General features: G+C 72.9%; 10 protein-coding genes. All 10 read left to right on the forward strand.

The window, feature by feature from the left end:
* The first annotated feature begins 13 nt into the window (after positions 1-13).
* From ACZ4MU_RS26300 to ACZ4MU_RS26345, 10 genes are read left to right on the forward strand one after another with little or no spacing between them, the layout of a single operon-like run.
* On the forward strand, positions 14-2,203 hold the full coding sequence (locus ACZ4MU_RS26300; protein WP_467881264.1) for a bi-domain-containing oxidoreductase: 2,190 nt from the start codon (positions 14-16) through the stop codon (positions 2,201-2,203).
* Complete coding sequence (locus tag ACZ4MU_RS26305; protein WP_467881267.1) at positions 2,200-4,167, forward strand: heparinase II/III family protein; 1,968 nt, start codon at positions 2,200-2,202, stop codon at positions 4,165-4,167. Before ACZ4MU_RS26300 ends, ACZ4MU_RS26305 begins: the two co-directional genes overlap by 4 nt.
* Positions 4,168-4,175: 8 nt before the next feature.
* Positions 4,176-5,705, forward strand: a complete 1,530-nt coding sequence (locus ACZ4MU_RS26310; RefSeq protein ID WP_467881270.1) for a right-handed parallel beta-helix repeat-containing protein — start codon at positions 4,176-4,178, stop codon at positions 5,703-5,705.
* Position 5,706: 1 nt separating this feature from the next.
* Positions 5,707-6,933 (forward strand): O-antigen ligase domain-containing protein, encoded by a 1,227-nt coding sequence (locus ACZ4MU_RS26315; protein ID WP_467881273.1) that lies wholly within the window; start codon positions 5,707-5,709, stop codon positions 6,931-6,933.
* 8 nt (positions 6,934-6,941) lie between these two features.
* Entirely contained in the window at positions 6,942-8,183 is a 1,242-nt protein-coding gene (locus ACZ4MU_RS26320; protein WP_467881276.1) for a glycosyltransferase, read from the forward strand.
* The gene (locus ACZ4MU_RS26325) at positions 8,180-9,415 is read left to right on the forward strand and encodes a class I SAM-dependent methyltransferase (protein ID WP_467881278.1); all 1,236 of its coding nucleotides are present in this window, start codon (positions 8,180-8,182) and stop codon (positions 9,413-9,415) included. Before ACZ4MU_RS26320 ends, ACZ4MU_RS26325 begins: the two co-directional genes overlap by 4 nt.
* Before the next feature lie 11 nt (positions 9,416-9,426).
* Positions 9,427-10,221 carry a glycosyltransferase family protein gene (locus tag ACZ4MU_RS26330; protein ID WP_467881281.1) on the forward strand — a complete coding sequence of 265 codons (795 nt, stop codon included), beginning with the start codon at positions 9,427-9,429 and terminating at the stop codon, positions 10,219-10,221.
* Positions 10,218-10,865 carry a PIG-L deacetylase family protein gene (locus tag ACZ4MU_RS26335; protein ID WP_467881284.1) on the forward strand — a complete coding sequence of 216 codons (648 nt, stop codon included), beginning with the start codon at positions 10,218-10,220 and terminating at the stop codon, positions 10,863-10,865. Before ACZ4MU_RS26330 ends, ACZ4MU_RS26335 begins: the two co-directional genes overlap by 4 nt.
* A 3-nt stretch (positions 10,866-10,868) precedes the next feature.
* Positions 10,869-11,894 carry an NAD-dependent epimerase/dehydratase family protein gene (locus ACZ4MU_RS26340; protein ID WP_467881286.1) on the forward strand — a complete coding sequence of 342 codons (1,026 nt, stop codon included), beginning with the start codon at positions 10,869-10,871 and terminating at the stop codon, positions 11,892-11,894.
* Positions 11,882-13,168 carry a DUF4910 domain-containing protein gene (locus ACZ4MU_RS26345; RefSeq protein ID WP_467881289.1) on the forward strand — a complete coding sequence of 429 codons (1,287 nt, stop codon included), beginning with the start codon at positions 11,882-11,884 and terminating at the stop codon, positions 13,166-13,168. Before ACZ4MU_RS26340 ends, ACZ4MU_RS26345 begins: the two co-directional genes overlap by 13 nt.
* Positions 13,169-13,172 lie beyond the last annotated feature (4 nt).

A 13,172-nucleotide genomic window follows, 5' to 3' on the forward strand; every position in this document is an offset into this window, starting at 1 on the left:
CAAGGGGACTTCGGTGAAGCAGGTTGTGCAGAACTACAAGAGCGGTGAGCTGGCGGTGCTCGACGTGCCGGTGCCGGGGTGCAAGCCGGGCGGTGTGCTGGTCCGCAGCGCCTACTCGCTGATATCCACCGGGACCGAGCTCATGAAGGTGTCCGAGGCGGGCATGTCGATGCTGGGCAAGGCCCGTTCCCGGCCGGACCAGGTGGCCAAGGTCATGCAGAGCGTCGCCACCAACGGGGTGCCCGCCACTTACCGCAAGGTGATGGGCAAGCTGGACTCCTACACACCACTGGGCTACTCGCTCTGCGGGGTGGTCGAGCAGGTCGGTGCCGGGATCGAGGACGTGGCGGTCGGTGACGTCGTGGCCTGCGCCGGCAACGAGCACGCACTGCACGCCGAGCTGAACTGGGTACCGAAGAACCTCTACGCCCGGGTGCCGGACGCTCTCGCGCCGCGGCACGCCGCCTTCGCCACCGTCGGGTCGATCGCGTTGCAGGGCGTGCGCCGCGGCGAGCCGCAGCTCGGCGAAGTGGCGCTGGTGATCGGCCTCGGGCTGATCGGGCAGCTGGTGGCGCAGCTGCTGACCGCCTCCGGGGTCCGTGTCGTGGGGGCCGACCCCGACCCGGCGCGCTGCGAGCTCGCCGAGCGCCTGGGCGCCGCGGCCTGCGGCGATCCGGCGTCCACGGCCGTGGAGAGTGCCGTGGCCGAGCTCACCGAGGGCCACGGCGTGGACCAGGTGTACCTGGCGGCCGGTGGTGGCAGCAACCAGCCCGTCGAGCTGGCCGCCCGGTTCTGCCGGGACCGTGGACGGGTCGTCGACATCGGCAAGTGCCGTCTGGACCTGCCGTGGAACGCGTACTACGAGAAGGAGCTGGACGTCCGGTTCTCCCGGAGCTACGGCCCCGGGCGCTACGACCCGGAGTACGAGCTGGAGGGCCGGGACTACCCCATCGGCTATGTGCGCTGGACCGAGCGCCGCAATCTGGCGTGCTTCCTCGGTCTGCTCGCCCGTGGCAGCGTCGACGTGGAGCCTTTGATCTCCCACGTCGCCGACTTCGAGGACGCCGTGGAGACGTACCAGGGCCTGAAGGACGGCGGTCTCAAGGCCGTCGCCGTACTGTTCCGTTACCCCGAGCCCCCGGCGGAGGGGGAGGCTCCGGCCGTGGCCGTACCCGCCGTGAAGCGGGCGAGCGGTGGAGCGTCCTTCGCGTCCCGGACCGCGGGGACGCCGGTGCGGCTGGCGTTCGTCGGCGCGGGCAACTACGCCACGTCGATGCTGCTGCCGCACCTGGCGGGGCGCGAGGGCGTCGAGTTGTCGACCGTCGTCACCACGACGGCGCTCTCCGCGGCCAACGCGCGGCGGAAGTTCGGCTTCGCCGCGGCGACCACCGATCTGGACGCCGTGCTCGGTGACAAGTCCGTCGACGCGGTGTTCGTCGTCACCCGGCACAGCTCGCACGCCGAACTGACCCGGAAGGCGCTGCTGGCCGGCAAGAGCGTGTTCGTGGAGAAACCGCTGGCCCTCACCGAGGGGGAGCTGGCCGGGGTGCTGGCGGCGGTGGAGGAGTCCGGCAACGACCGGCTCCAGGTGGGCTTCAACCGCCGCTTCGCGCCGCTGCTGCAAGAGGCCAAAAAGCGGTTCGGCGCCCGGACCGGGCCCGCGAACCTGCGCTACCTGGTCAACGCGGGCCGGTTGCAGCAGGGCAGCTGGTACCTCCGGCAGGGCTCCGAGGGCTCGCGGTTCGCGGGCGAGGGCGGGCACTTCATCGACACCGCGAGCTGGCTGCTGGGGGCCGATCCGGTCTCGGTGTACGCGGTCGCCGCGTCCGGCAACGAGGACCTCCAGGTCGTGCTCCGCTACCCGGACGGGTCCACCGCCACCCTCAGTTATGTCACCACCGGCGCGCCCGACTTCCCCAAGGAGACGCTGGACCTGGTGGCGGACGGCAAGGTGCTGCGGCTCGACGACTTCGTGCGTGCCAGCGTGTACGACGGCCGCCGCGGGCGGTGGGTCAGTTCGCGGCTGCCGAAGGCGCGGGACAAGGGCCAGTCCGCCGAACTGGCAGCGTTCGTACGGGCGGTGCGGACCGGCGGGCCCATGCCGGTCCCGCTGGAGTCGCTGGTCGCCACCACGGCGGCCACCCTCGCCGTACGGTCCACCCTGACCGGCGGTGCGCCGGTGACCCTGGCGGGGGCGCGATGACGGTGCGGTCGGGAAGCGCGGGCTGGTATCTGCGGCGGCTGTCCCGGATGGGGCCTCGGGAGGTCGGCGGCCGGGCGGGCGACGCGGTGCGCCGGCGGCGGTGGCGCTCGGCGCCGCCCCCCTGCCCGAAGGTGACCGGCGCCCGGTTCACCGCGGTGCTGCCCGCGGGGGCGCTCGCCGCGGTGCCGCCGGACGCCGTGAAGCGGCTCGTCGCCGAGGCTGACCGGCTGATGGCCGGGCACACCGCGTACTTCGGGGTGGCACGCGACGACCTGGCCGACCCGGACTGGTTCCGCGACCCCAGGACGGGGCGCCGGGCCCCGCGGACCCACGCCTTCGACGTGCCGTACCGCGACGAGGACGCGGTCGGGGACATCAAACAGATCTGGGAGCTGTCGCGGCACCAGTACCTGACCGTGCTGGCCGCCGCCTACGCCCTCACCGGGGACGAGCGCTACGCCGAGCGGGTGGCAGCCCATCTGCGGTCGTGGTGGGCGGCCAACGCTCCGCTGCGCTCGGTGCACTGGACCAGCGGCATCGAGCTGGGCATCCGGCTCCTGTCGTGGGTGTGGGTGCGCCGGCTGCTCGACGGCTGGCCGGGCGCGGCCGCGCTCTTCGAGGACAACCCGGTGGCGCGCGAGCAGATCTGGCATCACCAGCGCTGGCTGGCCGCCTTCCCCAGCCGGGGCTCCTCGGCGAACAACCACGTCATCGCGGAGGCGGCCGGGCAGTTCGCGGCGGCCTGCGCCTTCGGCTGGTTCCCCGCCTCGGCGCGCCGACGGGCCGAGGCGCTGCGGCTGCTGGATCGGCAGTTGCGCGCCAACACCTTCCTGTCCGGCCTCAACCGGGAGCTGGCCACCGAGTACCACGGACTGGTCCTTGAGCTCGGCCTGGCCGCGATGGCCGAGGCGGACGCCGCGGGCGTGCCGGTCCCGGCGACGGTCCGGGTGGTGCTGCTGCGCATGACCGACGCGCTCGCGGCCGTCGTGGACAACCGGCTGCGTCCGCCGCGCCAGGGGGACGCGGACGACGGCCACGGTCTGGTCCTGGACGGCGCGGGCACCGACCGCTGGGGCTCGCTGCTGTCCACCGGGGACGCCGTGTTCGGCCGGCTCGCCTGGTGGCCCGAGGTGACCGGCACCGATGTGCGGACCCCGCTGCTGGCCGCGCTGATCCGGCCGTACGCGAAGGAGGCGACCGCACCGGCCGTGTCCCGCCCGGCGAGCAGGCCCGGCCACTTCGCCGACGCGGGGCTCACCATCCTGCGCGGCCCGGGGGAGATCTGGTGCCGCTGCGACGGCGGCCCGCACGGCTTCCTGTCCATCGCCGCGCACGCCCACGCGGACGCGCTGTCCGTGGAGGTGCGGCACGACGGGGTCGACGTGCTGGCCGACCCGGGGACGTACTGCTACCACGGGCAGCCCGAGTGGCGGCGGTACTTCCGGTCGACCCTCGGCCACAACACCCTGGAGCTGGACGGCGAGGACCAGTCGGTCTCCGGCGGCCCGTTCCTGTGGACCCGGCACGCCCGTGGCCGCGTCCTGGCCGTGGACACCCCGGAGGGGGGTGTGGCCCGCTGGTGTGCCGAGCACGACGGCTACCGGCCCTCGGCGCACCGGCGCCGGGTGGAGCTGACGGCCGCCACCGGAGAGCTGCGAGTGGTCGACGAGGTGCACGGCCCGCGCCGGGCCGTGCGGCTGGCGTTCCACCTCGGTCCGGCGATCGCCGCCGAGCTGACCGGGAACCGGGCCCGGCTCACCTGGACCCGGGACGGCGAGGACCGCTCGGCCGTGCTCGACCTGCCCGGGGAGCTGTCCTGGCGGGCGCACCGGGGGCAGAGCGACCCTCCGCTGGGCTGGTACTCCCCCGGCTTCGGGCGCAGGGAACCCGCCACCACGCTGCTCGGCACTGGCTCCGCCGACGGCACGCGCGGGTTCACCACCGTACTCAGGTTCCACGGCTAGGGGGCGGCGTGGGATTCACGAGGCGGTACGGGAGGTGGGCGGCGCCGCTGGCGCCGGTCCTGCTGGTGACGGGCTGTGTGAGCGGGCCGGGCGGCCCGGCGCCGGAGCCGACCGGCCGGACCGCCACGTCCGCCGCCCGGTCCGTGGCCCGGGTGTGCGCCGCGCCCCCGTCCGGACCGGTGACCGCGCCCGCGGGCGCGGTGACGGTCGACCCCGCGGTCGTCGGCGACCTCGCGGCCAAGACCCGCGACAGCCCTCCGGGCACCACGTTCTGGCTGCGGCCGGGCCGGCACCGGCTCGAACCGGACCGCTACGCCCAGGTGCTGCCCAAGGAGGGCGACCACTACCTCGGTGCGCCGGGCGCGGTGCTCGACGGCCGGAAGACCAACCAGTACGCGTTCGGCGGCCCCGCCCGCGACGTCTCGCTGCGCCATCTGACCGTGGAGGGGTTCGTCGCCCCGCAGAACGAGGGGGTGGTCAACCACGACTCGGCCGACGGGTGGGTGGTCGAGCACACGACGATCCAGCACAACTCGGGCGCCGGGCTGATGGCCGGTGCCCGCCAGCAGGTTCGCGCCAGTTGTCTGCGCGGCAACGGCCAGTACGGAATGAACGCGTACAAGGGCGGCGCCCCGGTCGCCGCCCTGGTGGTCGAGGGCAACGAGATCGCGGGCAACAACACCGACGACTGGGAGCGGCGGCAGCCCGGCTGCGGCTGCACGGGAGGCGTCAAGTTCTGGGCCGTCAACGGCGCCGACGTACGCGGCAACTGGGTGCACGACAACCGTGGCTCCGGGTTGTGGGCGGACACCAACAACAACGACTTCCGTATCGAGGGCAATGTCCTGGAGGCCAATGACGGTGCCGCGCTGATCTACGAGACCAGCTACAACGCGGTCATCCGGAACAACACGATCCTGCGGAACAACTGGGTCGAGGGCCGCAAATACGTCGAGCGCGGCGACACCTTCCCGTTCGCGACGGTCTACCTGTCCGAGTCCGGCGGCGAGCCGCGCATCCGCGCCCGTACGGACAGAATCGAGGTCGCCGGGAACGTGCTGGAGAACAACTGGTCCGGGATCACCCTGTGGGAGAACGCCGACCGGTTCTGCAACAGCCCGGCCAACACCTCGTCCGGCGACTGCACGTTGCTGGTGCGGCACGCCGACCGCTGCGCGCGCCCGGCGATCGCGAAGGCCCCGCTCTACGCCGACTGCCGGTGGAGGACCCAGCGGGTGGACATCCACAACAACCGCTTCCTGCTGGACACTTCCGTCCTCGACTGCACGGTCAAGTGCGACCGCATGGCGGTGCTGGCCAACTACGGCACCTACCCGGACTGGTCGCCGTACCAGGGTGAGCAGGTGGCCGAGGCGATCACCCTCAAGCAGCAGAACCGCTGGCACGACAACCTCTACATCGGGCCGTGGAAGTTCGTCGCCCACGACCCGAGCCGCGTGCTGGACTCCGGGCAGTGGCAGGCCCCGCCGTACCAGCAGGACGCGGGCAGCACCTTCCGTCTGCGGGAGGGTGGTTGAGATGGAGGCCGACCACACACCGAAGCTCGTCGGCACGGTCTGGGGGCTGCTGATCCTCAACACGCTCGGCTCCGCGGGGGCGAGGACCATCGTCCCGCTGCCGCGCTCCCTCATCCAGCTGGTGACCATGGGCGCGCTGGTCGCCGCGTTCGCCCTGGCGCTGGCGGTCAACCTCCGGCTGCGCGTGCGGGCCAGTTCCTTCCTGTTCCTGCTCACCCTGCTGCTGGTGCCGAGCGTGATCTCCAGCGCGCATCTGGAGTCCGGGTTCGGCGCGCTGTTCCGGTGTGCCAGGCTGGCGCTCTTCATCGGCACACTGTGGCTGCTCGGCCGCTGGTGGGACGGCGGTCTGACGTTCGTACGCCATCACATCCGGATGTACTTCGCGGTCCTCGGGTCGGTCGCCGCCGGGCTGCTCGTCTCACCGGGCGCGGCCCTGCCGGACCTGTACGGCGGACGCCTGGTCGGCGCGGTGTGGCCGCTGACCCCGCCGCAGATCGGCCAGTACGCCGCGGTGATCATCGGGCTCACCGTGCTGCTCCTGCTGGGCCGCCGGACCGACCGGACCAGTGCGGCGGTCGTCATCGTGCCGTCCCTCGTCCTGCTGGCGCTGACCCACACCCGGACGGCCACCCTCGGCCTGTTCGTCGGGCTCACGCTGGCGATCGGCTCGCTCGTCCTGACCAGCGCCGCGGCCCGCCGGTTCTTCACCTGGGCGGTGCTGTGCGCCGCGGTGGCCGCGGTGGCGCTCGGTTCGATGCTCCAGACCTGGTTCCTGCGCGGCCAGAGCAAGGAGAACTTCTCCAGTCTCACCGGCCGGGCCAAGGTGTGGGACGCCCTGCTGGCCGCGCCCCGGTCCACTTCTGAGCAGGTGTTCGGCGTGGGCCTCGGCGACAAGTCCTTCGGCGGGCTGCCCATCGACAACAGCTGGCTGGCCGTCTACAACGAGCAGGGGCTGCTCGGCATCGCCCTCGTCGCCGCGGTCATCGTCGTGCTCGGCGGCGTCGCGCTGCTGCGCCCGCCGTCGTTGCGGCGGGCCTGCGCGATCTTCCTCATCAGCTACTGCGCGATCGCCTCGTACACCGAGGCAGGTCTGGGCGACGCCTCGCCCTATCTGCTGCATCTGGCGCTGGCCGCCTCGCTCCTGGCCGCGCCCGCCGTGCCCGCGTCCCTCCCGGAGCCCGCGGTTCCCCGACGACCTGTCCCGCGCTGGGCCCGGGACCGGAGGTGACCTCACGTATGCACGTGCTCGTGGTGCACAACCGCTACTCCTCGGCGCAGCCGAGCGGGGAGAACAACGTCGTCGACCAGGAGGTGGACCTGCTGCGCACGGCGGGCCACCGGGTCTCCCTCTTCGAGCGGCGCAGCGACGACATCGCCGCCCGGTCCCTGCCGGGCAAGGCCGCGCTGCCCCTGCTCGTGCCGTGGAACCCGGCGGTCCGCACGGAGCTCGCGGCCCGGCTCCGCGCCGAGCGGCCGGACATCGTCCACGTCCACAACGTCTTCCCGCTGCTGTCGCCCGCCGTCCTCGCGGCCTGCGCCGACGCCGGTGTGCCCGCCGTCGCCACGCTGCACAACTACACCCAGGTCTGCCCGCCCGGCACGCTGCTGCGGGACGGCCGGCCGTGCGCCGAGTGCGTCGGGGGGACGCCGCTGCCCGCCGTCCGGCACGGCTGCTACCGGGGCTCCCGGCTCGCCACGGTGCCGCTCGCGGTCAGCCTCGCGGTCAACCGGCGGCGGTGGTGGTCCGGCGTGGAGCGGTTCTTCTGCATCTCCGCCGCGCAGCGCGACGTCCTGGTGCGGGCTGGCATGCCCTCCGAACGGCTGGCGGTGAAGCACAACTTCGTGCCCGAGCCGGGCGTGCGCCGCACGGGCGCGGGAGAGCACGTGCTCTATCTCGGCCGGCTCGCCGAGGCCAAGGGCCTCACGCTGCTCATGGCCGCGTGGGACGCGCTCGCCGCGCGGGGCGGGGTGGGCGTGCCGCTCCTCATCGCGGGCGCGGGGCCGCTGGAGCCGGAGGTGACCGCCTGGGCCGCGGGCCGGGACGACGTGCGGTACGCCGGCCTGTACGACCCGGAGCAGTGCCGCAGCGCGATCGCGCGAGCGGTCGCCGTGGTGGCGCCCTCGACGTGGCTGGAGGCGTTCGGGCTGGTGGTGGTGGAGGCGATGGCGGCCGGGGTCCCGGCCGTCGCCGCCGGTCACGGCGCCTTCGCCGAGCTGGTCGAGGACGGGGTGACCGGGCTGCTGCACCGGCCGGGCGAGGCCGCCTCGCTCGCGTCCTGTCTGCGCCGGATCACGGACTGCCCGGAGCGCAACCGGGAGCTGGGCCGGGCGGCCCGGCTCCGTTACGAGCAGGGGTTCGGCCCGGCCGTCGGACTGGAACGCCTGGTGGAGGGGTACCGCACCGCGATCGCGGGGCGGTCGGCACTGGTGGGCGGCGGGCAGACCCGCACGCACCGGGGGGATGGGGACAGCAGATGACACGATGCCGACTCTGCGGCTCGGAGGCGATGGCGAGCGTCGTCGACCTGGGGGCGACGCCGCCGTGCGAGAGCTTTCTCGCCGTGGACCAACTGGACCTGCCGGAGCCGGCGTACCCGCTGCATCTGCGGGTCTGCACCGACTGCTGGCTCGCGCAGATCCCGCCGCTGATCACACCGGAGGAGACGTTCACGCAGTACGCGTACTTCTCCTCGTACTCGACGTCCTGGGTGGAGCACGCGCGCACCTACGTCGAGGACGCCGTGCGGCGGGTGGGCCTGGGCCCGGACGCCTTCGTGGTCGAGGTGGCCAGCAACGACGGGTATCTGCTGAAGCACGTGGTGGAGCACGGGGTCCGCTGCCTGGGCGTCGAGCCGTCGGTGAACGTCGGCGCCGCGGCGCGGGACGCGGGCGTGCCCACGCTCACCGCGTTCCTGGACCCGGCCACCGGCTCGGCCGTCCGCGCCGAGCACGGCCCGGCGGACCTGGTCGTGGCCAACAACGTGTACGCGCACATCCCCGACGTGGTCGGTTTCACCCGGGGGCTGCGCGCCCTGCTCGCCGACGACGGCTGGGTCTCCATCGAGGTGCAGCACCTGCTGACCCTGATCGAGGAGAACCAGTACGACACGATCTACCACGAGCACTTCCAGTACTACACGGTCGCCTCCGCGATCAGGGCGCTGGAGAGCGGCGGGCTGGCGCTCGTGGACGTCGAGCTGCTGCCCACCCACGGCGGCTCCGTCCGGCTGTGGGCGCGGCCGGCGGAGGTGGCGGGAGAACCGAGCCGCGCGGTGGCCGAGGTGCTGGACCGGGAGAAGGCGGCCGGACTCCAGGAGCTTTCGGGGTACGCGCAGTTCTCCGCCCGGGTGGCCAAGGTGCGCCGGGACCTGCTCGCGTTCCTCGTCAACGCGGCCGAGCGCGGCGAGACGGTGGTGGGCTACGGGGCCCCGGGCAAGGGCAACACCCTGCTCAACCACTGCGGCATCCGGCCCGACCTGCTCGCGTACACCGTCGACCGCAACCCCTACAAGCACGGCAGGTTCACCCCGGGGACCCGCATCCCGATCCTGCCGCCCGAGCGGATCGCCGCCGACCGGCCGGACTACGTCCTGGTCCTGCCGTGGAACCTGCGGGCCGAGCTGACCGAGCAGTTGTCCTTCGTGCACGAGTGGGGCGGCCGGCTGGTCTTCCCCATACCGGAACTGAGCATTGTCGAGGCCACGTCGTGAAAGGTCACAGCATGAAGGTCGTCCTGTTCTGCGGCGGATACGGGATGCGGATGCGCAGCGGATCCTTTGACGACATGCCCAAGCCGATGGCGATGGTCGGCCCGCGGCCGCTGATCTGGCACGTCATGCGCTACTACGCGCACTACGGGCACACCGAGTTCATCCTGTGCCTCGGCTACGGGGCCCACCACATCAAGGACTTCTTCCTCAACTACGAGGAGACGACCTCCAACGACTTCGTGCTGCGGGGCGGCAGGACCGAGCTGCTGTCCACCGACATCGCCTCCTGGACGATCACGTTCGTGCAGACCGGCGTCGAGTCACCGATCGGGGAGCGGCTGCGCCGGGTCCGCCACCACCTGGAGGGCGAGGAGATGTTCCTCGCCAACTACGCCGACGTGCTCACCGACGCCCCGCTGCCCCAGATGATCGACCGGTTCGCCCGGCGCGACGCCGGCGCGTCGATGATGGTGGTGCCGCCGCAGTCCTCCTTCCACTGTGTGGAGCTGGGCGAGGACGGCCTGGTGGGGGGCATCACCGCGGTGAGCGAGCTGCCGCTGTGGGAGAACGGCGGCTACTTCGTGCTCCGCCAGGAGATCTTCGACCACATACCGGAGAACGGCGACCTGGTCGGCGACGGATGCGCCCGGCTGGCCAAGCGGGGCCGTCTGGTGGCGCACCGGCACCGCGGCTTCTGGAAGCCGACCGACACCGTCAAGGAGCGGGCCGCGCTCGACGACGCCTACGCCCGGGGCGAGCGCCCGTGGGCCGTGTGGGAGCGGGACGGCGCGGGGGCGAGGCCGTGATCCGGCTCAGGCCCGGGCGCCCGGACCGGATCGCCGCGGTGGGCGCGCACTGCGACGACATCGCCATCGGCGCCGGCGGCACGCTGCTGACGCTGTGCCGCGCCCGGCCGGGCATCCGCGTCGACGCGCTGGTGCTCTCCGGCGGGGGCGGTGAGCGCGAGCAGGAGGAGCGGGCCGCGCTCACCGCCTTCTGCCCCGGCGCCGACCTGCGGCTGACCGTCCTGAAGCTGCCGGACGGACGGCTGCCCGTGCACTGGGACGAGGCCAAGGCCGCGGTGGAGGAGCTGCGCGGGCGCACCGACCCCGGTCTCGTGCTGGCCCCGCGCACCGAGGACGCCCACCAGGACCACCGCGGCCTGGCACGGCTGATCCCCACCGCCTTCCGCGACCATCTCGTGCTCGGTTACGAGATCGTCAAGTGGGACGGCGACCTGGGCCGGATGGCGGCGTACCAGCCGCTGTCACCGGAGACCGCCGAAGACAAGGCGCGGCTGCTCCAGGAGCACTACCCCTCGCAGCGGCACCGGCCCTGGTACGACCGCGAGGCCTTTCTCGGCCTCGCCCGTATCCGCGGCATCGAATGCCACGCCCGCTACGCCGAGGCGTTCGCCGTCACCAAACTCACGCTCGACCTGGGGGAATGAACTGTGCGCGTACTACTGACCGGGCACCAGGGCTATCTCGGCACCGTGATGGCCCCGGTCCTCGCCGCCGCCGGGCACGAGGTCGTCGGCCTCGACGCGGGCCTGTTCGCCGACTGTGTGCTGGGGCCGCCGCCCGCGGACCCGCCGGGGCACCGGGTGGATCTGCGGGACGTCACGGCCGACCACGTGGCCGGGGTGGACGCCGTCATCCATCTGGCCGCGCTCTCCAACGACCCCCTGGGAGCGCTGGCGCCGCAGCTCACCTACGACATCAACCACCACGCGTCCGTACGCCTGGCCCGGCTGGCCCGCGACGCCGGTGTGCGGCGCTTCCTGTACGCCTCGACCTGCTCGGTCTACGGCGCCGCAGGGGGAGGCGACCTGGTGGCCGAGGACGCCCCGCTGCGTCCGGTGACGCCGTACGCGGAGTCCAAGGTGCGGGTCGAGGACGATCTGCACGCGCTGGCCGACGGCGACTTCACCCCGGTCCACATGCGCAACGCCACCGCCTTCGGCTACTCGCCCCGGCTGCGCGCGGACATCGTGCTGAACAACCTGGTGGGCCACGCGCTGCTGTCCGGCGAGGTGCTGGTGCTCTCCGACGGCACCCCCTGGCGCCCGCTGGTGCACGCCGCGGACATCGCCCGGGCCTTCACGGCCGCGCTGGCCGCGCCCCGGGAAGCGGTGCACGACCGGGCGTTCAACATCGGCAGCGAGGCCAACAACGTCACCGTCGCCGAGATCGCCGAGCAGGTCGCCGAGGCGGTGCCGGGTGCGAAGGTGAACATCACCGGGGAGAACGGGGCCGATCCGCGCTCGTACCGGGTCGACTTCTCCCGCTTCCGCACGGCGGTCCCCGGCTTCGACTGCGCGTGGACGGTCAAGCGGGGCGCCCTCGAACTCGCCGACGCCTACCGGGCCCACGGGCTGACCCGGGAGGCCTTCGAGCAGCGCTTCACCCGGCTCGCCGTGCTGCGCGCGGCGTCCGAGGCGGGCGCGGTCGACGACACCCTGCGGTGGCGCGGGTGACCGGGACCGGCCAGGAGATGCACGCCCTGGTGGAGCGGCTGTACCCGCTGTGCCGGAGCATCACCGGCGACGGTGTGCGCGCCACCCTGGACATCGTCGGGGAGTACATCCCGCTCCGGGTGCACGAGGTGCCGACCGGCACCCGGGTGCTCGACTGGACGGTGCCGCAGGAGTGGAACATCCGGGACGCGTACATCGCCGACGCCGCCGGCCGCCGGGTCGTCGACTTCGCCGCGTCCAGTCTGCACGTCCTCGGCTACAGCGTGCCGGTGTCCGCGACGATGCCCCTGGCCGAGCTGCGCGAGCATCTGCACACCGTGCCGGAGCACCCCTCCTGGGTGCCCTACCGCACCAGTTACTACACACCGGCGTGGGGCTTCTGCCTGGCGCAGGAGACCCTGGACGCCCTGGAGGACGGCGAGTACGAGGTGCGCGTCGACTCCACGCTCGCCGACGGCCACCTCACCTACGCCGAGCACGTGGTCCCCGGGCAGGTCACCGACGAGGTGATCGTCTCCTGCCACGTCTGCCACCCCTCGCTCGCCAACGACAACCTCGCGGGCGTCGCGGTGGCGGTGTTCCTGGCCCGCGCGCTGGCGGAGCGGACGCCGTACCACACCTACCGGTTCATCTTCGCCCCCGGCACCATCGGCGCCATCACCTGGCTGGCGCGCAATGCGGAACGGGTGCGGGAACACGTCAAGCACGGCCTCGTGCTGGCCTGCGCCGGTGACCGGGGCCCGTTGACGTACAAGCGGAGCAGACGCGGCGACGCGGAGATCGACCGGGTGATGCGGCATGTACTGGCCGCCTCCGAACGCCCGCACGAGATCACCGAGTTCACCCCGTACGGCTATGACGAGCGGCAGTACTGCTCCCCCGGGTTCGACCTCGGTGTGGGCTCGCTCAGCCGGACCCCGTACGCGCGCTATCCCGAGTACCACACCTCGGCGGACAACTTGGACTTCGTCTGCGCCGAGGCGATGGCGGACACCCTCGCCGTCTGCCGCGAGGCGTTCGCCGTCCTGGACCGCAACCGGCGGTACGTCAACCTCAGCCCCTACGGCGAGCCGCAGTTGGGCCGCCGCGGGCTGTACGACTCGCTCGGGGGCCGCAGCGACGCCAAGCAGACCGAGATGGCGATGCTGTGGGTGCTCAGCCTCTCCGACGGCGAGCACACCCTGCTGGACGTCGCCGAGCGGTCCGGGCTGCCCTTCGACGCCGTCGCGGCCGCGGCCGACGCCCTGCGCGGCGCCGGACTGATCAAGGAATGACCGC

This window comes from Streptomyces sp. NPDC026377 (assembly GCF_055567715.1).

What these genes read in the sequence shown, in the direction of transcription:
- ACZ4MU_RS26305 (WP_467881267.1), top strand. Translation starts at nt 2,200, where the DNA reads ATGACGGTGCGGTCGGGAAGCGCGGGCTGGTATCTGCGGCGGCTGTCC.
- ACZ4MU_RS26315 (WP_467881273.1), top strand. Translation starts at nt 5,707, where the DNA reads ATGGAGGCCGACCACACACCGAAGCTCGTCGGCACGGTCTGGGGGCTG.
- ACZ4MU_RS26320 (WP_467881276.1), top strand. Translation starts at nt 6,942, where the DNA reads ATGCACGTGCTCGTGGTGCACAACCGCTACTCCTCGGCGCAGCCGAGC.
- ACZ4MU_RS26325 (WP_467881278.1), top strand. Translation starts at nt 8,180, where the DNA reads ATGACACGATGCCGACTCTGCGGCTCGGAGGCGATGGCGAGCGTCGTC.
- ACZ4MU_RS26330 (WP_467881281.1), top strand. Translation starts at nt 9,427, where the DNA reads ATGAAGGTCGTCCTGTTCTGCGGCGGATACGGGATGCGGATGCGCAGC.